Below are 20526 nucleotides of genomic sequence, written 5' to 3' on the forward strand. Positions count from 1 at the left end.
GCCCGCTCAGCACACACTCAGGTCCCCCAGCCGGTACGACCCAGGCGCCAGTGATCAAACACCGACGCCGATCTCACCCGACCCGCTACACTGTCGGCGGTGGCCCAGACCTCACCGGTCTGCCCACCACAACCCTGTCGGCAGCAGGCCTGAAGCCCACCGCCATTGGTGCCGGGTTTTGGACACGTTTTCCGACAGATCCCCGCCTTCGTAGCTCAGGGGATAGAGCACCGCTCTCCTAAAGCGGGTGTCGCAGGTTCGAATCCTGCCGGGGGCACGACAAAGTGCCAGGCAATTGGAAATACCACCCCTCCGCGAGTGTCGCGGAGGGGTGGTTTTGTCCTAGACGGGAACCTGATGGGAACGGCACGATGAGTGACTAGGCGTAACTTTACGTCGACCGCACCATGCTGCTTTGTGCGGTTTTATCGCAACCTGTAGAGCGTTACCGGCACTGACGGACTGCCATCTGGGCGATGTTGAGCGGCGCCGGAAACCAGGGGCGTTTCAAAGTCCCGGTGATCACGTGAGTCCGCAGGTGGCGGCGGTGCGGCGAGTCCGGGCCAGGCCGTCACGAACGCATCGAAGCTCCGGTTGAACGGGGCGTCCTTCCCAAGTCGCCTCGAACCACCGGAGCTTCGATTGCCTCGTCTCGCTACCGGCACCCTTCGATCTGGCGGGATTCACCGTCACGGCCGACGCACATCAAGCGCACCCACGCGCGCTTCCCGGCCGGGGAGAGAGGGCAGACCCAGTCAGAGCTCCGAGGGAGGGGCCGTCGCCCCTTTTCCACAAGCGAGGCGGGGCAGCGGCGGCCGGCGGGTGAGGCCTACTCGTGGAACTCGAAGCGCCAGGCCTGGCCGAGGTTTTGCGGCTCCAGCGGACGCAGTGCCGTCATCGGGGGGAAGATCCGGAGCAGGCTGAGGTCCACCCCCAGTTCGACGCCTTCGATCGGGCCGCCGGGGACGACGACATGGAACATGAACGGCTCGGCGGACTGCCGGAGCTGCCACTCGGTGGCCTGCGAGGAGCCGCGGAGCATCTTGTTGATCTCGGGAACTCCGTCGAAGCTGAGGTACGTTCCGTGCCGCAGGTTCTTGATGGTGACGTTGCCGTTGGAGAGGCTCTCCACGTGCCACTCCTGCTCACCGGGCTGACCGGTCGACGGCAGGACGACTGCAGGGGCCTTCTCCTCCTGGAGAGTCAGGTACTGCTCGCCGTGCTTGGCGATTCCGTAGGGGCCGTTGGGGATCGGTGCCATGGCAGTTGTCTCCTCGGGAGGAAAAGTCGTCGGTGCGGTGCTCCAGCAGGAACGCACACACGATCCTTGCCGTGAGACCGCGCTACGCGCGATGGACTCGCCCAGCGGTCGTCCCATCGGGTGACGAGGACCTGGGATGGGCGGGCGACATTCGGCCGAGACATCGCCACCTATGCCATGCCGACGACGGTGGAGCGGGTGGATGCGCTGCCTAAATCGCCCGTAAGACCGACATGCGGCGCAACTTCTGACCGACGATGGGGTCACCGCCCGGGCCCGCACGATGGCCGAGATCGCCACGGAGCGGGAGTTCCTCGCCCGCCGTCTGCGCGAATGGATCCAGCCTCGGAGGGGCGGGGCCTTCGTCGCCCCCAAATGCTCTGCGGTGCTCACCGCTTCGGTGACCCCAGCTGGCCTCAGCCGACTCCCCCGCCCTCATTCCGACAGTCTCGTGGGGGCCCTCATGGGAACGTCATGGGAACGGAAGGCCATGTAAAGACAGGGAACGATCAGAAGGAGACGGAAGGACCGAACCCCGCTGACCAGCAGGAACGATAAGCCCAAGGAAAGGCCATCACAGACAGGGAAGGCAATAAAGCCTCTCCTAAAGCGGGTGTCGCAGGTTCGAATCCTGCCGGGGGCACAACGCATTACCGCCCTGAACTGGGACTTATCTCCCGGGGAGGGCTCCTACTCGGCCTCGGACTCTTCGTCCGGGGCCGTTTGCGTGAGCGGGCGAATCGCCAAGCACCCACGCGCACCGCAAGGTCTCTGCGCCCCCCGCTCCCCGGCTCCGACCTTCCCGGGCAAAGCGTGAAGCGGCTGCCGAGGATGGCGGCAGCCGAGGCGCCCACCCACAACACACACGACATGGCATACTTGGAGTATGGCAACTCGGAAGATCACTATCACCGTGCCGGAAGAGCTGGTGGAATCGATCAAGGAACGCGTCGATGCGCGCGGGGTGTCCAGTTACATTGCGGCCGCCGCCGCACATCAGGACGCCATGGACCGACTGCGCGAGCTGGCTGAACGTCTCGAAGAAGAGCACGGCGCCGTGACGGACGACGAGCAGCAAGCAGCGCTGGACCGTATCGCCGCGATTGACGGCCGGCACGACGAGCAGCACTCGCCTTCAGACGAGGCCGCGTGAACCGCACCGCCCGAGCGGAACTGCACCGGCCGCGACAGCGCGTCTTCGTGTTCGACTCCGAGGCCCTCTCCAAGGCGGTTCACGGCGATCGGGAGATGGCCGCGCTGATCAAAACGGCTCCGCGGCTCGACATCCCAATCGTCACCTCGGCGCTCACGACCTTGGAAGCATGGGACCCTCGCGAAACGTCGAAGCAGGCGCTGTGGAACTGGACGCTGTCCCGGATCCGCGTCGTGCACACGGACGACCAGGTGATCGCCATGGCGCGCGACATGCTGAAGGGAGCCGGTCTGCACGGTCACAAGTACGCCATCGATGCCATCCTGGCGGCTGTGGCAGGGCGGCAAGCCGCGCAGGGAGCTGAGGCAACCGTCTTCACGTCCGACACCGACGTCATGACTCAACTCCTCGCGGGACACTCCGTGCGAGTCGAGAAGGTCTGACGAAACGCCGCCCGCGCCTCACTCCGACGACTCGCTGGCTCCCCCGATTGACCGCTGGCCGTACGCCGATGGATCCTCCGTTGCCTGGCCTCGTTCCTGACCTAATGGGCCACCACGAACCCAGCATCACGCGACTACGCCGACGCCCCGACCAACGGCACCGGTCGGCGCTGACCCGCATGGCGCCAGCTGGCCTGGCGAGCGAAGCGAACCACGAGCTGGTTTGAACATCGCGCTTGCCTGAACGGCGGACGAGTGTCGTATCCCCGTCGTAGGCTCTTGGATGACTTGCGGGACTGGCAATCCAATGCGCTCGTCGTTGCTTCGTGTGGGTGTGCTGCGCTTCCGACCCGCAAGAAGTCGTTGCATCAGATATGGGGGGGAACACATGACACCGATAAAGACGCTCGTGTGTCTGGCAAATTCCCGCAAGCTTTCGGGCCGGTGTGTGGCGGGCATGGTTAACGACGGTTCAGGAGAGTGGGTGCGCCCGGTCAGCACCCGCCCGAACCGCGAAGTCTCCGCCCACGAAAGACAGTACAAAGACAAATCAGAACCGAATGTTCTCGATATTATCACGGTGCCACTTCTTCGGCCTCAGCCGCACGATTTTCAGAGCGAGAACTGGCTCCTTGACCCAAATTACTACTGGGTGAAGACCGGCCGGGTCGGGTGGAATGGATTACGGAGGATGGAACAGCACCCCGACGCTCTGTGGATCAACGGGTCCAGTACCTATCACGGCAGCAATGACCGCGTTCCGACTGAAGAAGCAGCCGCTTTACCGGACTCACTCAAGCTGATACACGTCACCGATCTGACGTTACAAGTGCACACCCCTGGGGAGATGTTCGGAGATCAGAGGATGGTCCTGCGCGCCTGGTTCTCCTATGCAGGAAACCGGTATATTCTGCGGGTGACCGATCCCGAATACGAGCTGCAATATCTGGCCAAGCCGGAGGGGATCTATGAAATAGGTGACTCCTTCCTTACGGTGAGTCTCGGTGAACCATACGAAGGCTACGTCTACAAATTAGTAGCAGCTATTATCGAACGAGCGAAGATCCAAACGGGCAGCAGGCAATGACACCTCATACAGTATTCACTGTCGGCCATTCCACGCACAGCAGTTCAGGTTTCCTAAGCCTGCTGCAGAAGCATGGAATTACGGCAGTCGCCGATGTGCGGTCGATGCCCATCAGTCGATTCGCGCCCCAGTTCAACCGATACGCCGTGGAGCGCACCCTGTCCGACGTCGATATCAAGTACGTCTTTCTGGGAAAGGAGCTGGGTGCTCGTACCGAGGACCTCACCTGCTATGTCGACGGACGGGTGCGCTACGACCTTCTCGCCCGGACGTCGGATTTCGTCAGTGGCATCAAGCGCTTGCGAAACGGTGCACAGAGCGAGCGAATCGCTGTCATGTGCACCGAACAGGAACCACTTGACTGTCATCGATGCGTTCTCGTCTCGCGAGTCCTCGAAGGCCACGGGATCACCGTCAAACACATTCATGGCGACGGGCACGTCGAGAACCACGCCTCGGCAATGCAACGCCTGATGGCCAACTTCCGGCTGGATCAGGAAGATCTGTTCCGAACCTCGGCCGAGCGCCTCCAAGAAGCTCTCGACCGTCAGGAACAACGGATTGCGTATGTCAATGAGGAGCTTCGCATCGACGGGACACCGGAAAAATGAAGCTGTACACCATTGGGTTCACAAAGAAGTCAGCTGAAAAGTTCTTTGGGCTATTGCGCGAAGCTGAAGTGACAACGCTGGTCGATGTTCGACTCAACAACGTCTCACAACTGTCTGGTTTCGCCAAGCGTGATGATCTGAGGTACTTCCTGAGTGAGATCTGCGACGTGCAGTACACCCATCGCACCGAGCTGGCCCCGACCCAGGACATGCTCAATGCCTACAAGAAACGGGGTGTCGGCTGGGCAGCCTACGAAGAACGATTCCTCGAATTGATGAAAGAACGTCAGATTGAGGACACCGTCCGGCAGGAAGTGTTTGACAACGCAGTCCTCCTCTGCAGTGAGGACAATGCACGGCATTGCCACCGCCGGCTGGTCGCGGAATATCTCGCACAGCACTGGGATAACGTCACAATCGAGCACCTGGTGTGAGCGGCGGCACTGCGGTCAAGAGCCGTCCCCACTGTCTCACCCACATTTGATGAGGGCCAGCCTCTGCGGGAGAGACAGTGCGACAACAGCGCACCCAGACGCCGCGAGGGCGACGCTTGAGAGCCGGTCCATGTGGCTGATCGCCTCACGCCGAGGGTCGTGCACGACATGCGTACACGTCCATCGTGATGCCGATCTGGCCGTGCCCCAGGATCTCCATGATGACCCGCGGCGCGACGCCGGCCGCCGTCAGCAGCGTCGCGCAGCCATGCCGCGCGTCGTGCAGCGGGACCACCCGCAGCCCCGCATCGGCCGCGACCCGCGTGAAGGACCGGTAGACGTTCCGCGGCTCGACCGGCCGGCCGTTCCGCGTGGCGAGGACGTAGCCGGTCCCGGACCAGGCGACGCCCGTGCGCGCGAACCTCTCTCGCTGTCGCAGCCGGTGCCAGCGCAGCGGTGCAATGCACAGTGCGGGCATCGGCACCACGCGATCCTGCAGCTCTTGGGATCGTCGTCGTACAGCGTGCCCCTGCGGCGCTGCGTCTGCTGGCGGACGTGCACGACGCGGTTGTCCAGGTCCACATCGGACCAGCGCAGGCCCCCCAGCTCGCCGCGTCGCAGCCCCATGGCGATCGCCAGCACGAATGCCGCGTACAGCGGCTCGCTGCCCGCCGCTTCCAGGAAGCTCAGCGTCTCCTCCAGCAACCAGGGACGGATCTCCCGCCGGGGGTCACCGCCCGCGCGCAGCTCCGGGACGTCCTCGACGAGGGGGCACGGTTCCGGCGCCCGGTATGACCCCGCAGTTTCATCTCCTTGGCGTCGCCGGTCCAGGTGATGTTGTCGGTGTGGATGTCCACGTCCCGCCCGGGAAGGCCCTTCCCGGGCGGGAGAGTGATCTCCGACTTCGTGTACCAGCCGGTGTCCTCATTGGTGATCGACAGGGCTGAGAGGGTGCGCCATTGCTTGGCGTCGCCCATGTGGAACTGGTTGTAGCGGAGGAGGCGCAGACCTGACACGGTGCTCAGATGCGCCGATCCGGGCCACTACGCTGGTCCGGCTGACGGGTGCGCGCCCGTACAGCCGGCTGAGGAGGACACGTGGGAGGCAAGGCGACTACCACGCGACGCCCGGGGCGCCCCAGCGGGGATTCCCCTGCGGTGCCCGCGGAGCGGGACGTCCTGCTGCGCGGCCTGGAGGCGTTCGCGGAGCTGGGATACGACCGGGCATCGGCGCGGGAACTCGCGCGCCGCCTCGGGGTCAGTCACATCTTCATCAATGACCGCTACGGTTCCAAGGCGGCCTTCTGGCGTGCCGTGGTGGACACCGCGCTCGGGGCTCAGCTCACGCGCATGGCGCCGGCCGCGCCCGGGAGCGATGACGAGGACGTGGTGCGGCAGTTCGTCATGGAGTTCTACCGCAGCAGCATCGGCGAACCGTACCTGGCCTTGCTGATGGCGGATGAAGCGGCGCGGGACACCGAGCGACTGGACTACCTCTTCCGGCATTACATCGAGCCGACGCTGGCCCTCGTCATGCCCAGCATCGAGAGGCTGATGGCATCCGGGCGCATGACACGGGTCCCGATGGACGTCCTGTTCTTCGCCATCATCACTCCCCTGTCCGGCCTCGTGCAGGAGCCTCTCGCCCGGCGCCTGGGCCGCCCCGAGCACCTGTCGCAGGCGGACCGTCTCGCCAGAGCGGAGGCCCTGGCCGGACTGGTGGTGGACGGCCTGCTGGCACCGGGCGACGCGAAGCGCCGGTAACGGCGTGTGAATCGACACGCTCGCGCCCGCTGGTCGGCTTCCCGCGCGATCGCCAGGATCCTGCGGTAGTCGCCGGGCAACGCACCCTCGTCGACCGGGTCGCCGCGGTGCGGGATGGGCAGGACCGCCCGCCCGGCCACCTGCGCCGTTATCCGGAGCGACAGCCTCGGCGTGGGCCTGGACCTGCTCGGCCGGGCGGTTCAACACCCGCTCCGCGAGCGCCAGTTCGTCCCGCCCGGGCCGGCCCTCCTGAAGCTGCTTGGCCAACTCCTCGGCGAGGGCGTCGAGTTCGCTTCGGCGGGCGGTGATCCACTGCCGCTCCCGCATCCCCGCACCCTCCAAGAGGCTCAGCCCAGGGGGTCCTGGCTAGTGCCGCGGCAGGCAACGTTTGCCCGTCAAGGAGCGGCGTCCGGTGCGTGCTCTCGGCGTGCCGGCCGGAAGTCCTCGTACTGGACGTACTTGGGCTTTCGGCCGGTGCGGCGAGAGTGCGTGCCGGGCGTCGCGACGGGGCGAACGTTGCCTGCCGCGGCACTAGGTGGTGCGTTCGGCGCGGTGGCGGGCTTCCCGGAGTCGGACCTTCGAGGGGAGGCGGTCCAGGCCGGCCGAGTCTCGTGCGTGGGCGAGTGTTTCGCGGCTCACTCGCCCCAGAGTCCGCGCCGGGTCCGCGTGAGGCTCCAGCAGCAGCCGTACGCGTGCGGTCGGAGCGGTACGTCGGCCCGTCAGCCGGACATGAGCCCGCGAGACCCCGTCCAGGGCTTGTGCCTCTTCCTCGATGACCCTCTCCAGCGTGCGGCCGTTGAGTCGGGCCGCGGCGCCGTCTTCGCTGTCGACGAGGACACGGTCCAGACGGTGTCTGCGTTGCGCAATGAGCCACCACAGCAGCAGGGCCAGCAGCAGGGCCAGCACCGCGATCACGGTCGGCCACCACCAGCCCTCGTCCCGCCACCGGGTGCGTCCCCAGTCGCCCAGCACCACATCGTCCGGCCCACGGAAGGGCCACCAGCCCGGCACACCGAAATCCCAGTGGCGCTGCAGGTCCAGTGCGCCCAGCAGCACGCCGCCGCCCAGGGCGAACAGTCCGAGGCCGAGCAGCCCGAGCAGCACCCGGTTCACCGTCTTGAGCATCAGGATCACCTCAGCCCTTCTTCGGGCGCCGGACGCGCACGGCCAGTGTGGGTTGCCGGGCCAGGCCCAAAGACGTCACGGCTTCGCCCAGCTCGGCGTCCAGGTCCCCGCGGACCTCCTCAAGATCGCGGAAATGTGCCCGTGCCCGGGCCTTCACCTTCCGGCGGCCGACATCGACCTGTGCCGACTGGACACCGGGCACCTGCATGGCCCGGTCGCGCAGGACCAGGGCGGCCGCGCGGCGGTCGAGCCCGGCTCGGACGTCCTCTGTCCCGGGGATGCCGGTGGGCCGCCGCATGGGCAGCAGCCTGCGCAGTCCCGGCGTCACCGCCAGCAGGAAGAGCCACAGGCCGAGTGCCATCGCCACCGCGGCCCCGACGATCATCCAGACGTCGTCCAGGGGCCGGGTGGCCAGTTCCTCGGCGAGCCGCCGCCGCCAACGCATCGCATTCCGGCCTGCCCGCACCGCGACCACGTCGTACAGGAGAAATCCGACGGCCGCGGCGGACAGCAGGGCTGCCAAGGCCGCGGGAATCCGCCGCGACGACCAGAAACGGGGCGCCGACCGGCCTGATCCGTCGACCACCTTCGGATTCGTAGCGCCCTCTGCCGCCCCCGGGGTGCCGTCGGCGGACGGAGCCGCCTGTCCCGGACCGGAGGAGAGGTCGCTGTCACCGGTCGGCTGCCGCGAGGTGTTCGCGCTCATCGCACCCTCTCCCGGTCCGTGTGCCGCGTATGCGCCGAGTGCAGTTGCTCGACCGATACCGCGAGGTCGGACACCTCCATGCCGGCCCACGCCCTGATCCGCTCGGTGACCTCCCGGCGCACCGCGGCGCACTGCGCCCCGATGTCGGACGGATAGCCGAGCTCGACGGTGATGTGCAGCCGTGCGTCGCCGAGCACCGCCTGCCCTCCGGCGGCGGACTCGGCGTCCCGTCCTGCGCTGGTCCGTTCCGGCGCCCGCCGTACGGATGTGCTCACGTGTGGCGTCCGGCGGCCGGGTGGTACGTGGCCGGCCGACTCGGCGAACCGGCTCAGCGCCTCGCGCGCCACCCGGGCCGCGATCTTCGCGACGACCCGGTCGGTGACGGCGGTCGCCCCGCGCTCCCCGCGGGGCACGCCCGGACGCTCATCGGCTTCCCCGCTCACCGCCGCCAGTCTCCCCGAGCCTGTCGCTGGTCGTCACGGATCCGCTCCTGGCGGTCCCGGCGGCGGACGAAGTCGCCCGGTTCGAGATCACCCTCCATGAACCGCCCGATCGCGAGACCGACCAGGCCCAGCACCAGCACCAGCAGGAAGGCCCAGAAGTCACCGAAATACGCGGCGAAACCCAGCGCCATTCCGGCCATCAAGCCCACCACGGCCCTGCTCATTTCGCGCTCCTTCACTCAAGCGGGCTGCCGCCCCGGCTACTGGATCCGCTGCCGCTCCTCCCCTTCGTCCTCCTCGTCGGGCAGCTTCACGTCGCTGACCATGAGGTTGACTTCCACGACTTCGCGGCCCGCCATCCGCTCCACCGCGGAGATCACGTTCTCCCGCACCGCGGCGGCCACGTCCGTGATCGAGACGCCGTAGTCGACGACGAGCTCCAGATCGATGGCCGCCTGCAGCTCGCCGACCTCGACACTGACCCCCCGCGTGGCGGACTTGCCGCTGCCGGCGCCGGGCATCCGCTCCCGCATGGTTCCCATCGAGCGGGCGAATCCGCTGCCCAGGGCATAGACGCCGCGTACGTCCCGTGCCGCCATTCCGGCGATCTTCTCCACCACCACATCGGCGATGGTCGTCCGGCCGCGAGAACCGGGCGCAGCGCCGAGCCTGACGCCGGTGTTCTCAGTCATCGGGCTATTCCTCCCTCGCGAGGCCACAGATCACCCATTACTCGGATTATAGTTTTTTAAGTACCTTTTGTACGGATGTGGAGCGGGAGACGAGGTGGTCCGACGAGTGGCGTGAGGCCCCTGCCCCGAGCCTTCGCGGACACTCCGGGCAGAGCGCCGCGGGAAGAGAACCGCGGCCGTGGAGAAGAAGGGGGAGAGGGCCAGTGACCGAGGCGTGGACGCGGGCAGTACGAAGCCAGCTGGACCTCGGCCGGCTGCTCCCGCTCGGCGGGCCCCACGACGGGACGTGGATCACCGAGCAAGCGGCGGTCCACGCCCTCGGGCGCACTGCCGCCGAGGTCCCCGGTGTCCGACTGGAGTCCCTGCGCATCGGGTCGGCGCCGCTGCAACCCGTGTCCGAGCCGGCCGTCCGTCCGCCGGCCAGCGCGCTACCGCCTGGCCCGCTCACCATCGAGGCCGCCTTCACCGCATCCCTCGTGCGGCCGCTGCCGGAGACCGCCGACGAACTGAGGAGCACACTGCTGGGCGCGGCCACTGAACGGCTCGGGCTGGCCACGGTGACGGCTGACATGCGCGTAACGGATCTCCGTGAGGCCCCGGAGGCAGGCGGGACGTCTCGGACCGCGGCGACGGCCATGAGGCCCACGCCGGACGCTGCGGCCACGCCGAGTTCGCCCCCGGTGACCGGAACAGGGTCCATGCGAGGACTCGCCGGGGAGCTGGCGGACGTCGCAGCGGGCGTGCCGGGCGTCGCCCACCTCACCGCCGTGCCGGGCAGCCGCCCGGTCAGGGTGGAGGACCAAGATGATCCACCCGGCCGACACATCGAGCTTCACCTCGCGGTCGGCCCCGGACACCATCCCTTGCAGGTCGCCCGCGCCGTCCGGGAGGCGGTGGCCGAGGCAGCCACCACTGACACCCCGGGCCCGGTCACCGTCGCCGTCCTCATCACGGAAACCGCGGCCTGGCGACAGACCTCGCCGGTCACCGTGACGAGTGCCCCTCAGTGATCAGCCGCACCCCTCCCCGGCCTTCCCTGGCCCGGTCTCAGCAACTCCGAGGCGGCGCCTGACCGTCTGCCTCCTTCGGAGAGAGTCAGCACGGCTGTCCGGCATACGGCGACGACTGCGTCACCGTCGAGGACGAGGGCACGCACCGGGCCCGGGGCGATGTGCGTGGCCGTGCAGAGCCCGAATGCGGCCCCAAGGGGTTTTGCTACAAGTTCCGAAATTCCGCCGTGACGGGCCGGTGACGCTGCGGCGACCCATCACCCCTACGGTCACTGCAACGCCGCAAAGGCACCATCACCCCCATCAGGTCCCATCGGACCAAAATCGCTACTTTCCCCGAAATCCTCCACTGTGCTCAACGCCCATGAGACAGGAGCCCAGCGTGTCCAATCCCTCCAGACGCGGTGTCCTACGGCTGACCGCCGGCACAGCACTCCTCGGCAGCTTTGCCCTGGCCGGCTGCGGTCGCGGCGGTGACAACGCCGCGACCGCAGCCGCCAAGCCCATCGACAAGTCCCCGGCCAGGGGAACAGTCGACGTCTGGGCCGCCCAGGGCGACGCCGACGTGCTCGACAAGGTCGTCAAGCCCTTCGAGGCCGCGAATCCCGACCTCGACGTGAAGTTCACGCTGATCCCGAACGCCGAGTACTACACCAAGCTCCAGTCGGCGATCGCGGCGGGCAAGGGACCTGATGTCGCCCAGTTCTTTCCCGAGTCGCAGGCGCAGTTCCTCGATCCGTCGATCCTCCGGCCCGTCCCGGACGGCCTCGTCGACCCGTCCGTCTTCTTCACGAGCCTGTGGGACGCCGGTGTGGTGAAAAACGTCGCCTACACGGTGCCCTGGTACGCCTACACCTACGCGCTCGTCTACCGCTCCGACCTCGCCAGGAAGGCGGGTGTCAAGGCGCCGGCGACGTGGGACGACGTGGTTCCGTTCTTCAAGGCGCTCCAGCGCGCCGGCGCCGGGCACGGCCTCGGGGCGGACATCGGCTGGGACATCTTCAACGGCCAGGACGTCGCGATGTACGCGTGGCAGGCGGGCGGCTCGCTGCTCTCGTCCGGCGGGAAGTGGACGCTGGACACGCCGGCGATGATCGACGCCCTCAAGTACAACGCGTCGTTCTTCACCTCGGGCGTCGCCGACACCAGCGGGCCCACGTTCCTCGATGCGCAGCCGTACTTCGTGTCCGGCAGGACCGCCTGCATGATCACCGGCCCGTGGACCGTCGGTCAGCTCGACACGGTCGCGAAGAAGGACGGCTGGACGGCGTCCCACGTCGCCACCGCACCGCTGCCCGCCGGGCCGTCGGGCAGCGTCTCCTTCTCCGCCGGAGGCAGCTGGGGCGTGCTCGCCGACAGCGGCAACGCGGACGCGTCGTGGAAGCTCATCCGGTACCTCTCCGAGCCGAGCACCCAGGTCGCGCAGTACAAGGCGTACAGCTCGCTACCGGCCGTCGTCTCCGCCTGGGCCAACCCTGCCATCGCGAGCCAGCCGCTGCTGGACGCCTTCCTCGCGCAGCTGAAGAAGACCAGGGCGTTTCCGCAGGTGAGCAGCTGGCAGCAGGTCGCCACCCGGCTGGGCAAGGAGATGGAAGCCGTGGCCAAGGGCAAGGGGACCGCCGAAGAGGCCGCCGCGAACGTCCAGTCGTACGCCGAGAGCCTCGGCACGGGCAACGGGTGATCCCCGGATGACCGCCGCCATCGGACCGATGACGCCGCGCAGGGCGCATCGGCCCCGGGGCGCCCGCCGAACAGCTGTCGCCTGGCTGTTCCTCGCGCCGTTCACCCTGGTGTTCCTGCTCTACACGGCGATACCCACCGTCGCCGCGCTCGGGTTCAGCCTGACCGATCTGCGGGGCGCTGATCTGCGTCATCCACTCGCCGTCGACTTCACCGGACTGCACAACTACGTCCGGCTGTCGGAGGACCCGAGCTTCCTGCGGGACATCCTCAACACCGTCCTCTTCGTGGCCGTCGGGGTGCCGCTGACGATGGGGACCGGTTTCGCGCTGGCCGTCGCGCTCAACTCCGGCATCCGGCGCATGCGCGGCGTCTTCCGTACCGTCTTCTTCGCGCCGGTCGTCACGAACGTCGTCGCGGTGGCGCTGATCTGGCAGTACGCCTTCAACGCCGACGGCACCGTCAACAAGGTGCTCGGCGCCGTCGGTTTCGCCGGACCGAACTGGCTGGACGACACTCACCTGGCCATGCCCGTGGTCATCCTGCTCGGTGTCTGGCGCAACTTCGGCATCGCGATGGTGCTGTTCCTCGCCGGTCTGCAGGCGATTCCGAAGGACGTGTACGAGGCCGCCTCCCTCGACGGGGCCGACCGGTGGCGGCAGCTCAGGCACATCACCCTGCCCCTGCTGCTGCCCACCACCCTCCTGGTGTCGGTCCTGCTGACCGTCTTCTATCTCCAGGTGTTCGACGAGCCGTATCTGCTCACCGACGGCGGCCCGCTGGGCTCCACCGAGTCGGTGGCGCTGTACACCTACCACCAGTTCGGGGCCGGCGAGTTCGGCATGTCCTCGGCGGCGTCCTTCGTGATGCTCCTGCTCGTGACGGTGGTGAGCATCGTCCAGTTCCGATTGCTGAGGCCCCGCGCATGACCACCATCGCCGCACCGCGGAATGCCGAGATGGCAGGCGCCCGGACGCACGTGCGCCGTCGGTCCGTCGCCCGTCCCCTGCTGTACGGCGCGCTCGTGCTGTGTGCGCTGCTCACGATGCTGCCGTTCGTCTGGGTGGGCAGCGGCTCGCTGCGCAGCCTGGACGAGATCCGCTCCGACCCCGGTGCGTGGCTCCCGCACCACGTCACTCTCGACAACTTCGTGCGGCTGTTCCAGACCGAGGGTTTCGGTCGGTTCCTGGTCAACAGCATCGTGGTCGCGATCATCGTGGTGGCCGGCAACATCATGGCGGCGTCGGCCGCGGGATACGCGCTCGCGAAGCTCGACTTCGCGGGCAAGCGGATCGCGTTCGGCGCGGTCATGGCGGCGATGATGGTGCCGTTCACCACGGTGTTCGTCACCCAGTTCGTGATCACGGTCGACCTGGGCCTGGCGGACACCCTCACCGGTATCGCTCTGCCCGGTATGGCGTTGCCGTTGTCGGTCTTCATCATGCGGCAGTACGGCATGTCGATCCCCGACGAACTGCTGGAAGCGGCCCGGATCGACGGGGCGGGCGAGTTCCGGATCTTCTTCCGGATCTTCCTCCCGATGGCAGGCCCGGCTGTCGCGACGATCACGATCATGTCGTTCCTCTTCTCGTGGAACAACTTCATCTGGCCGCTCATCGTCGCCCAGAGCACCTCCAGCTACACGCTGCCGGTCGGCCTCGCCGCCACCAGCCAGGCCGCCGCACACGTCACCGACTACGGTTTGATGCTCGCCGGCGCCATCGTCGTGATGCTGCCGGTGCTCCTGCTCTTCCTGCTCCTGCAGCGCTACTTCGTGCAGGGCATCGCCGGGACGGGAATGCGGTGACCCCGATGGACGACCCGATGGACGACCGGATGGACGACCGGATGCGCTCACTCGACGAGCCCGGCGCAGGGGTTCCCCAGGCGACGGTCACCGTACGTGCTCCCGCAGGAACGGTCGTCGGCCGCCGCTCCGGCCGGGTGCGGCGCTTCCTCGGCATCCCGTTCGCCGAAGCACCCGTCGGTGCGCGGCGGTTCGCGGCCCCGGTCCCCCGCGGCCGGTTCACGGAACCGTTCGACGCGTCCCGGCACGGCGCCACCTCCCAGGTCGCACCCCCGTTCGAGACGACCACGATCCCGGAGCCCTCGGTGCCCGGCGACGACGTGCTGAACCTCAGCGTCGTCGCTCCCGACGCGGACGACGACCGTGCGCCCTTCCCGGTGCTGGTGTGGATCCACGGCGGCGGCTTCCTGGCGGGTAGCCCGGCCAGCCCGTGGTACGACGGCCGCGCCTTCGCCCGCGACGGTGTCGTCTGCGTCACCGTCGGCTACCGGCTGGGCGTCGACGGTTTCGCCCCGCTGGACGGCGTCCCCGCGAACCTCGGGCTGCGCGACCTGCTGCTCGCGCTCGACTGGGTGCGGGAGAACATCGCCGCTTTCGGCGGTGATCCGGGCCGGGTCACCGTCGCCGGCCAGTCGGCGGGAGGCGGGGCGGTGCTCGCCCTGCTCTCCTCGCCCCTGGGCAGCGGCCGCTTCCACCGCGCGGTCAGTCTGTCCGGCGGTTTCTTCGAGGTGGGCGAAGACGCCGCGCGTGACTTCGTCCTGCGGCTCGGGGAGGAGCTCGCAGTGCCGCCGACGCGCGCCGGCTTCGGCGGCCTCACCGTGGAACGCGTTCAGCAGGCCGTCAGTCTGCTGCGGAGCGAACTCGGCGACGACCCGCTCGTGCTCGGTCCGGTCGTCGGCGACGACGTCCTTCCGGTGCCCATCGCCGATGGACTGGCGGTACACGGGCACGACGTACCGCTGCTGCTCGGAGCGACGGGCGACGAGTTCGACGGCGGCGCCCCGGGCATCCGCAATGCCGCCGCCCGCGCGGCGGGCACCCGTGTGACGGACACCCTGTTCCGTGCCGCCTGTCCGCGCGCAGCGGCCTCGCGTCGCGACACCACCGCCGGCACCTGGCTGTATTCCTTCGAATGGCCCTCCCCTCTACTCGGTGGCGCCTCGCACTGCGTCGACATCCCGTTCTTCTTCGACGTACTCGACGCTCCGGGTACCGCCGAGGCCCTCGGAGCGCGGCCGCCCACCGAACTCGCCAGGTCCATGCACTCCGACCTGGTCGCGTTCGTCCACGGCCGGTCGCCGGACTGGGAGCCGGCGACCGGGAGGCTCGGCGACCCCGCCCGCGAGTACGGCAGGCCCGGGACGGCGCCGACGGCCGACACCACAGGCGTGTTCGACCCGGTGGTACCGGCGGGGTCCGGTGCGGCGTTGCCCGGTGCGGCGGAGGAATGCTGATGCCCGGGATGAACCAGAGCGCTGTCCGACGGGTCAACACCTCGGTGATCCTTCGCGCGCTGGCGGTGTCGGCCGGGCCGGTGACGCTGGCCGAGCTCGCGGAGCAGGTCGGCCTGTCCCGCCGCACCATCGAACTCATCATGGACTCGCTCGTCGACGCGGGCTGGGTGAGCGAACTCGAACGGGTGCGGACCAGTGGCTGCGCCGGGCGCCCGGCTCGCCGATACGAGCTGCGGGCCGACCACGCGCTGCTGGCGGCCGTGCGCATCACCACCCTGGACGTGTCCGCAGTCGTCGCCGACGTGCGCGGCCGCATGGTCGGCCGGGCGTACCGGCCGCTGCGCGCCTATCAGGATCCGCAGGCCACGCTCGATGACGCGGCGGCGCTGGTGCTGGAGGCGCTCGACGACGCGGGCGGGTCGGCCGACCGGCTGCGGGCCGGCGCGATCGCGAGCGGTGGCGCGATCGACGACGACGGCGTCGTACGACGTCTGGTGCACACCACGTGCTGGGAAGGCGTGCACCTGCCCGAGGAACTCGGGCGGCGCATCCAGATGCCCTGGTTCGCGGACAACGACACCAATCTCGGTGCGCTCGCCGAGCGTTGGCGGGGTGTGGCCGGTGACCACGACAACGTCGTGTGGGCGATGCTCGGGAACCGGACCGGCCTCGGCATCCTCATCCGCGGTGAGGTGCACCGCGGTCTCGACGGCGCGGCGGGCGAGATCGTCGAGGCGGTGTCGCTGCCGGCCGGCTCGGTAGAGGACCGCCCCGTGGCGGGGCTCACCTCGCCGGACCCGGAGCGGCGGAGGGTCGCGCTCAGCCGATTCGACGCGGCGCGGGCCGGCGACGCCACGGCGCTCGCGGAGGTCGGCGAGTTCGTCGAGAACATCGCGTCGATCCTCACCACCCTGTCGTGGACGGTCGCACCGTCGCTCATCGTGCTCGGCGGCGGTCTGGAGGACGCGGCCGATGTGCTGCTGCCCCGGGTGCGCGAGACGATGCGCGGCGCCCGTACCCCCGCCGTCAAGCTGCGCGCCACCGTACTGGGCTCCGACGCCCCTCTCGTCGGCGCCGTCAAGCTGGCCCTCGACCACATGGACACCGAGTTGTTCGGCCCGCTCGTCCCGCGCGCGTGATCGTGCACCCCGCCCGCGCTTTCCCCTCACCCCCAGTGACACAGGACAGGAGTCCGACCATGACCGGCACCCGTAGGACCGGCGTTCTCATCGTGGGCAGCGGCATCATGGGATCCGTCGTGGCCCGGCTGCTGCGGGACACCGATCCAGCGCTGGACATCACCATGGTCGATGGCGGAAACCCGATCGGCGCAGCCCCCGGCCTGCATCTGCACGACCTCGACGACCCGGCCCTCTGGTCGCGCTACAACGACCGGGTCGCCACCGGTGTCCAGGGCCTGTACACGGGCGCCGAAGTGGTGCGCGACGTCGTGGACAGCATCACCGGCCTCCCGCCCGGCATGTTCCACGCGCTCGCCTTCGGCGAGGACGCCGAGGCGATGCCGGCCGCCGCGCTCGCGTGGAACGCGGGTGGTATGGGCGTGCACTGGACCGCCGCGACCCCCTGGCCCGCCGGGGACGAGGCGTTCGACTTCGGCGACCCGGACCGCTGGGCGACGGATCTGGACACCGCGCGCCGACTGCTCGCGGTCACGCCCTCCGCGATCGGGCCGACCCGGATCGGCCGGGTGGTGCTGGACGTACTGGGCCGGCGCCTCGACGGCGTCGGACCGGACGACCGGCAGCCGCAGCCGATGCCCATGGCGGTCACCGCGACACCGGCGGGACCCATGCCGCGCACGGCTCCGGGGACGATCTTCCCCCCGATCGCGGTGGGCGGGGACCCGGCTTTCACCCTGGTGACCGGCACGCTGGTGACGTCGCTCATCGTCCCGGGCGGCCGGGTCGCCGGCGCCCGGCTGCGTCGCGTGGCCGACGGTGCCGAGGCGGAACTCCTGGCGGACGCCGTGGTGGTGTGCGCCGACGCGCTGCGCACCCCACAGCTGCTGTTCGCGTCCGGCATACGGCCCGAGGCACTGGGGCGTCACCTCAACGAGCACGCGTTCATCAGCGCCCGGGTGCTGCTCGACCTCGACCGGTTCGGCCTCGGCCTCGACGCCCTGCCCCTGCCGCGCCCCGGCGAGTTCGCCACGGACTCGCTCTGGCTGCCGCGGAACGGAGCGGCGCAGCCGTTCCATGGGCAGATCATGAACCGCACGTATGTGGACGAGGCCGGCCGCCCCCTGGCGCACTCCGTGGGCCTGTCGCTGTACGCCCCCGTCGAGTCACGCCCCGAGAACCGGCTCGTGTTCTCGGAAGCCCGCACCGACCTCGCCGGGATGCCACGGATCACCGTCGAGTTCGGCTACTCCGACACCGACCGCGCACTGATCGGCCGGGCACTCGACGAAGTCCGCTCGCTCGCCGAGGAGTTCGGCCCGTTCGATCCCGAGACCGAACTGGCCCTGCTCCCGCCCGGCTCGTCGCTGCACCAGACCGGCACCGTCCGGGCCGGTGTCGCCGACGACGGCACCTGCGTGTGCGACCCCGACGGCCGGGTGTGGGACTTCGACAATCTGTACCTGGCGGGCAACGGCGTGATCCCCACCGCCATGGCCGCCAACGTCACGCTGGCCGGCGCGGTGACCGCCGTACGGGCCGCGCGCGCCGTAGCCGAACGCGTCACCACGCCCGCCGCCCACTGAGAGGAATCCGGAACCCGTGATCGACATACCGAAGGAATACCGCGTGGCGCTGCCCGCGTGGATCGACGACGAACTCGCCGATGTGCCCGCCGCCATCCCCGACCGCGACGACCGGATGCGCCTCGTGCACCGCCTCGCCGACCGCAACTGGCGCGAGGGCAACGGCGGCCCGTTCGCGGCACTCGTCGCCGAGCGGGACACCGGCCGAATCGTCTCGGTCGGCGTGAACGTGGTGCTCACCGCCGGGGTCTCCAGTGCGCACGCCGAGGTCGTCGCGCTCGGACTGGCCCAGACGGCGACCGGCGGCTGGGACCTCGGCGGGGAGGGCGTGCCGGCGCACGAGCTGGTCGTGAACTGGCGCCCGTGCGTGCAGTGTTACGGCGCGACGATGTGGTCCGGCGTGCGTGGTCTCGTGGTTGCGGGTGAGGGGCCGGACCTGGAGGAGATCACGACCTTCGACGAGGGCCCGCTGGGCGCGGACTGGGCCGAGCAGTTCGAGGGACGCGGCATCAAGGTCGTACGGGACGTGCTGAGGGACGAAGCGCTCGCCGTGTTCCGCGGCTACCGGGACGCCGTCGACGCCGACGGTGTCGTCGTCTACAACGCCCGCGGAGGTGCCCGGTGACACCGCGCTTCGCGACGGACGTCGTCACCTTCTACCACCCGGACTTCTGGGGACTGGACTCCGCCGAAGCCCTGCGCGACTGGGCCCGCGACCATCCCCGGCCCTTCTGGGAACGAGTGATGGACGCGCTGGTGGAGGCCGGGATCACCGGCCTGGAGCTGACCTTCGCGCCCGGCGACATCGACTCGGCTCTGCGCGCCTTCGGCAGCGCGGCCTCCTTCCGCCGTGAGCTCGCGGCCCGCGGCCTGTCCGTGGTGAGCGCGTTCATCGCCGGCAGCGACGCGCCCGACTGGCGGCAGGGTGGCAACCTGCCCGCGATCGTCGCCGACGCGGAGCGACGCGCCGCCTTCCTCGCCGAGGCGGGGGCGGAACTCCTCGTCGCCGGGCTGCCCATGCGGACGACGTACGGAACCCGCCCGCCCTTCTTCGTCGACGCCGCCTACATGACCCGGATGGCCGACATCGCCCACGTGGTCGGGGAGGCCGTCTCCCCGTACGGCGTGAAGCTCGCCTTCCACACGGAGTCCCACAGCACCCTGTGGTACGAGCGGGACATCGACCTGTTCATGGCCCTGACCGACCCGCGCCATGTGTGGCTGTGCCCCGACTCCTGCCACATCACGCTCGGGGGAGGTGACCCCGTCGCCGTCGCACGCCGCCACGCCCAGCGCATCGCGCTCGCGCACTGGAAGGACGCCGTCAAGCCGATCGACGTCCACCTCACCATCGACGACACGGTCTTCGCCCGGCAACAGCCCTACATGACCGAACTGGGCACCGGCATCGTGGACTGGAGAGCGTGGGCCGAGGCGATGTCCCGTACGCCCGGCGCCGGAATCGCGCTCATCGAGCTGGACGAGGCGGCTGATCCCGTTGCCGCTCTCCGGACGGGAAAGGCCGTTGTGGACGAGGCCCGGACGTGGCCGGCGGTCGGCGACCACGCCGCCGCACATCGAAAGGACCAGGCATGACGGCTCCTGCCGGGCACTGACCGCACGCACCCCGCGCCAGGTCAAGGGCGGTACCGGCTGCTGACGCACGCTCCCGGCGGCGGGCGACGAAGTCGCTGCACACTAAGCGGGTTGTGGGGCGAAGGGGAGCAGGTCGTCCGCTCCGGGCCCCACCACGCCGTAGCTGCTCTCGGGTGCAGTACAGCGGGCGGGAGGCTCCCTGGCTGGAGTGGCGGAAGGCCCACGTCTGCTGCCCGTGGGTCACGGCGACCGTCAGGGTGCCGGTCGTGGCCCGGAGGTGAGCGAAGAACAGCGGGGACCGGACTTGGTCGGCGATCTCCCGCAGATGGCGATCGCTCCGTGCCGGGCCGGTGTCCCGGACGACCGCGGGGGTGCCGTCGTCCGGTGCGTACCGGCCGACGCCGGACCCGTCGCCGTTGGTCGTTTCGACTCCCGTCCGGGAGTGCAGGCTCCGGTCGATCAGCGAGTGGACCGGTTCGTGGAGCACGGTGTCGAGCAGGACGGGCGTTCCTGCGCAGGCGAGCCACCGGCATATC

At 69.1% G+C, this 20526-nt stretch carries 22 protein-coding genes, 1 tRNA gene and 2 pseudogenes; 16 read left to right on the plus strand and 9 right to left on the minus strand.

The features are described from left to right. Positions 1-204: 204 nt before the first annotated feature. Positions 205-277: transfer RNA gene (locus AQJ64_RS31645), tRNA-Arg, on the plus strand. A 552-nt stretch (positions 278-829) separates the two neighbouring features. On the opposite strand, the gene AQJ64_RS31650 is transcribed toward AQJ64_RS31645, so the two are convergent. Beyond that, complete coding sequence (locus AQJ64_RS31650) at positions 830-1261, minus strand: hypothetical protein (protein ID WP_055632433.1); 432 nt, start codon at positions 1259-1261, stop codon at positions 830-832. Positions 1262-2147: 886 nt separating this feature from the next. Here AQJ64_RS31650 and AQJ64_RS31655 point away from each other — a divergent pair. The 5 genes from AQJ64_RS31655 (at position 2148) to AQJ64_RS31670 (ending at position 4989) form a co-directional block, all read left to right on the plus strand. Further along, a complete protein-coding gene (locus tag AQJ64_RS31655) occupies positions 2148-2414 on the plus strand; it encodes a hypothetical protein (protein ID WP_055632434.1) in 267 nt (88 codons plus the stop codon). Next, on the plus strand, positions 2411-2857 hold the full coding sequence (locus tag AQJ64_RS31660; RefSeq protein ID WP_055632435.1) for a hypothetical protein: 447 nt from the start codon (positions 2411-2413) through the stop codon (positions 2855-2857). The genes AQJ64_RS31655 and AQJ64_RS31660 overlap by 4 nt, the downstream gene beginning before the upstream one ends. Before the next feature lie 388 nt (positions 2858-3245). After that, complete coding sequence (locus tag AQJ64_RS46710; protein ID WP_079062063.1) at positions 3246-3944, plus strand: dual OB domain-containing protein; 699 nt, start codon at positions 3246-3248, stop codon at positions 3942-3944. Further along, a complete protein-coding gene (locus AQJ64_RS31665) occupies positions 3941-4555 on the plus strand; it encodes a DUF488 domain-containing protein (RefSeq protein WP_055632436.1) in 615 nt (204 codons plus the stop codon). The genes AQJ64_RS46710 and AQJ64_RS31665 overlap by 4 nt, the downstream gene beginning before the upstream one ends. Beyond that, the gene (locus tag AQJ64_RS31670; RefSeq protein ID WP_055632437.1) at positions 4552-4989 is read left to right on the plus strand and encodes a DUF488 domain-containing protein; all 438 of its coding nucleotides are present in this window, start codon (positions 4552-4554) and stop codon (positions 4987-4989) included. Before AQJ64_RS31665 ends, AQJ64_RS31670 begins: the two co-directional genes overlap by 4 nt. Positions 4990-5025: 36 nt before the next feature. Here AQJ64_RS31670 and AQJ64_RS31675 read toward each other — a convergent pair. Together AQJ64_RS31675 and AQJ64_RS50240 are read right to left on the minus strand one after the other, a co-directional pair. Continuing rightward, positions 5026-5715 (minus strand): annotated as a pseudogene (locus AQJ64_RS31675) (site-specific integrase); the annotation flags it as partial. Further along, positions 5676-6005, minus strand: coding sequence for a hypothetical protein (locus AQJ64_RS50240; RefSeq protein WP_079062064.1), 330 nt, complete (start codon positions 6003-6005; stop codon positions 5676-5678). The gene AQJ64_RS50240 and the pseudogene AQJ64_RS31675, both read right to left, overlap by 40 nt. A 141-nt stretch (positions 6006-6146) precedes the next feature. Between AQJ64_RS50240 and AQJ64_RS31680 the strand changes: the two genes are divergently transcribed. Then, on the plus strand, positions 6147-6752 hold the full coding sequence (locus AQJ64_RS31680) for a TetR/AcrR family transcriptional regulator (protein WP_059203209.1): 606 nt from the start codon (positions 6147-6149) through the stop codon (positions 6750-6752). Between the two features lie 531 nt (positions 6753-7283). On the opposite strand, the gene amaP is transcribed toward AQJ64_RS31680, so the two are convergent. Genes amaP through AQJ64_RS31705 form a run of 5 tightly spaced genes read right to left on the minus strand, consistent with a single transcriptional unit; the run spans position 7284 to position 9718 of the window. After that, entirely contained in the window at positions 7284-7877 is a 594-nt protein-coding gene (amaP, locus tag AQJ64_RS31685; protein WP_055632476.1) for an alkaline shock response membrane anchor protein AmaP, read from the minus strand. Positions 7878-7887: 10 nt separating this feature from the next. Then, positions 7888-8583 (minus strand): DUF6286 domain-containing protein, encoded by a 696-nt coding sequence (locus AQJ64_RS31690; RefSeq protein ID WP_055632439.1) that lies wholly within the window; start codon positions 8581-8583, stop codon positions 7888-7890. Continuing rightward, positions 8580-9026 carry a hypothetical protein gene (locus AQJ64_RS31695; protein WP_055632440.1) on the minus strand — a complete coding sequence of 149 codons (447 nt, stop codon included), beginning with the start codon at positions 9024-9026 and terminating at the stop codon, positions 8580-8582. Before AQJ64_RS31695 ends, AQJ64_RS31690 begins: the two co-directional genes overlap by 4 nt. Next, positions 9023-9250, minus strand: coding sequence for a hypothetical protein (locus AQJ64_RS31700; RefSeq protein WP_055632441.1), 228 nt, complete (start codon positions 9248-9250; stop codon positions 9023-9025). Before AQJ64_RS31700 ends, AQJ64_RS31695 begins: the two co-directional genes overlap by 4 nt. Before the next feature lie 36 nt (positions 9251-9286). Further along, positions 9287-9718, minus strand: coding sequence for an Asp23/Gls24 family envelope stress response protein (locus tag AQJ64_RS31705; RefSeq protein WP_055632442.1), 432 nt, complete (start codon positions 9716-9718; stop codon positions 9287-9289). Between the two features lie 203 nt (positions 9719-9921). Here AQJ64_RS31705 and AQJ64_RS31710 point away from each other — a divergent pair, with 203 nt between their 5' ends. The 9 genes from AQJ64_RS31710 to AQJ64_RS31750 all read left to right on the plus strand — a co-directional run bounded on the left by AQJ64_RS31710 (position 9922) and on the right by AQJ64_RS31750 (position 19990). Further along, positions 9922-10728, plus strand: a complete 807-nt coding sequence (locus tag AQJ64_RS31710; RefSeq protein WP_055632443.1) for a hypothetical protein — start codon at positions 9922-9924, stop codon at positions 10726-10728. Positions 10729-11110: 382 nt separating this feature from the next. Beyond that, a complete protein-coding gene (locus AQJ64_RS31715) occupies positions 11111-12409 on the plus strand; it encodes an extracellular solute-binding protein (RefSeq protein ID WP_055632444.1) in 1299 nt (432 codons plus the stop codon). A gap of 7 nt (positions 12410-12416) precedes the next feature. Beyond that, a complete protein-coding gene (locus AQJ64_RS51825) occupies positions 12417-13337 on the plus strand; it encodes a carbohydrate ABC transporter permease (RefSeq protein ID WP_055632445.1) in 921 nt (306 codons plus the stop codon). Then, on the plus strand, positions 13334-14215 hold the full coding sequence (locus tag AQJ64_RS31725; protein ID WP_055632446.1) for a carbohydrate ABC transporter permease: 882 nt from the start codon (positions 13334-13336) through the stop codon (positions 14213-14215). The genes AQJ64_RS51825 and AQJ64_RS31725 overlap by 4 nt, the downstream gene beginning before the upstream one ends. A 5-nt stretch (positions 14216-14220) precedes the next feature. After that, positions 14221-15669 carry a carboxylesterase family protein gene (locus AQJ64_RS31730; RefSeq protein ID WP_240512506.1) on the plus strand — a complete coding sequence of 483 codons (1449 nt, stop codon included), beginning with the start codon at positions 14221-14223 and terminating at the stop codon, positions 15667-15669. Continuing rightward, positions 15663-16808, plus strand: a complete 1146-nt coding sequence (locus AQJ64_RS31735) for an ROK family transcriptional regulator (protein ID WP_055632447.1) — start codon at positions 15663-15665, stop codon at positions 16806-16808. Before AQJ64_RS31730 ends, AQJ64_RS31735 begins: the two co-directional genes overlap by 7 nt. A 59-nt stretch (positions 16809-16867) precedes the next feature. Next, a complete protein-coding gene (locus tag AQJ64_RS31740) occupies positions 16868-18394 on the plus strand; it encodes a GMC oxidoreductase (RefSeq protein ID WP_055632448.1) in 1527 nt (508 codons plus the stop codon). 16 nt (positions 18395-18410) lie between these two features. After that, on the plus strand, positions 18411-19019 hold the full coding sequence (locus AQJ64_RS31745; protein ID WP_055632449.1) for a nucleoside deaminase: 609 nt from the start codon (positions 18411-18413) through the stop codon (positions 19017-19019). Next, positions 19016-19990 carry a sugar phosphate isomerase/epimerase family protein gene (locus AQJ64_RS31750; protein WP_055632450.1) on the plus strand — a complete coding sequence of 325 codons (975 nt, stop codon included), beginning with the start codon at positions 19016-19018 and terminating at the stop codon, positions 19988-19990. The genes AQJ64_RS31745 and AQJ64_RS31750 overlap by 4 nt, the downstream gene beginning before the upstream one ends. A 220-nt stretch (positions 19991-20210) precedes the next feature. Here the strand turns inward: AQJ64_RS31750 and AQJ64_RS51240 are convergent. Further along, positions 20211-20525, minus strand: a pseudogene (locus AQJ64_RS51240) (class II glutamine amidotransferase domain-containing protein); the annotation flags it as partial. Between the last annotated feature and the right edge of the window lies 1 nt (position 20526).

It is taken from the genome of Streptomyces griseoruber (genome assembly GCF_001514205.1).
Classification (GTDB): domain Bacteria; phylum Actinomycetota; class Actinomycetes; order Streptomycetales; family Streptomycetaceae; genus Streptomyces; species Streptomyces griseoruber.

What these genes read in the sequence shown, in the direction of transcription:
- AQJ64_RS31650 (WP_055632433.1), bottom strand. Translation starts at nt 1,261, where the DNA reads ATGGCACCGATCCCCAACGGCCCCTACGGAATCGCCAAGCACGGCGAG.
- AQJ64_RS31655 (WP_055632434.1), top strand. Translation starts at nt 2,148, where the DNA reads ATGGCAACTCGGAAGATCACTATCACCGTGCCGGAAGAGCTGGTGGAA.
- AQJ64_RS46710 (WP_079062063.1), top strand. Translation starts at nt 3,246, where the DNA reads ATGACACCGATAAAGACGCTCGTGTGTCTGGCAAATTCCCGCAAGCTT.
- AQJ64_RS31665 (WP_055632436.1), top strand. Translation starts at nt 3,941, where the DNA reads ATGACACCTCATACAGTATTCACTGTCGGCCATTCCACGCACAGCAGT.
- AQJ64_RS31670 (WP_055632437.1), top strand. Translation starts at nt 4,552, where the DNA reads ATGAAGCTGTACACCATTGGGTTCACAAAGAAGTCAGCTGAAAAGTTC.
- amaP (WP_055632476.1), bottom strand. Translation starts at nt 7,877, where the DNA reads ATGCTCAAGACGGTGAACCGGGTGCTGCTCGGGCTGCTCGGCCTCGGA.
- AQJ64_RS31690 (WP_055632439.1), bottom strand. Translation starts at nt 8,583, where the DNA reads ATGAGCGCGAACACCTCGCGGCAGCCGACCGGTGACAGCGACCTCTCC.
- AQJ64_RS31700 (WP_055632441.1), bottom strand. Translation starts at nt 9,250, where the DNA reads ATGAGCAGGGCCGTGGTGGGCTTGATGGCCGGAATGGCGCTGGGTTTC.
- AQJ64_RS31705 (WP_055632442.1), bottom strand. Translation starts at nt 9,718, where the DNA reads ATGACTGAGAACACCGGCGTCAGGCTCGGCGCTGCGCCCGGTTCTCGC.
- AQJ64_RS51825 (WP_055632445.1), top strand. Translation starts at nt 12,417, where the DNA reads ATGACCGCCGCCATCGGACCGATGACGCCGCGCAGGGCGCATCGGCCC.
- AQJ64_RS31725 (WP_055632446.1), top strand. Translation starts at nt 13,334, where the DNA reads ATGACCACCATCGCCGCACCGCGGAATGCCGAGATGGCAGGCGCCCGG.
- AQJ64_RS31730 (WP_240512506.1), top strand. Translation starts at nt 14,221, where the DNA reads ATGGACGACCCGATGGACGACCGGATGGACGACCGGATGCGCTCACTC.
- AQJ64_RS31735 (WP_055632447.1), top strand. Translation starts at nt 15,663, where the DNA reads ATGCTGATGCCCGGGATGAACCAGAGCGCTGTCCGACGGGTCAACACC.
- AQJ64_RS31740 (WP_055632448.1), top strand. Translation starts at nt 16,868, where the DNA reads ATGACCGGCACCCGTAGGACCGGCGTTCTCATCGTGGGCAGCGGCATC.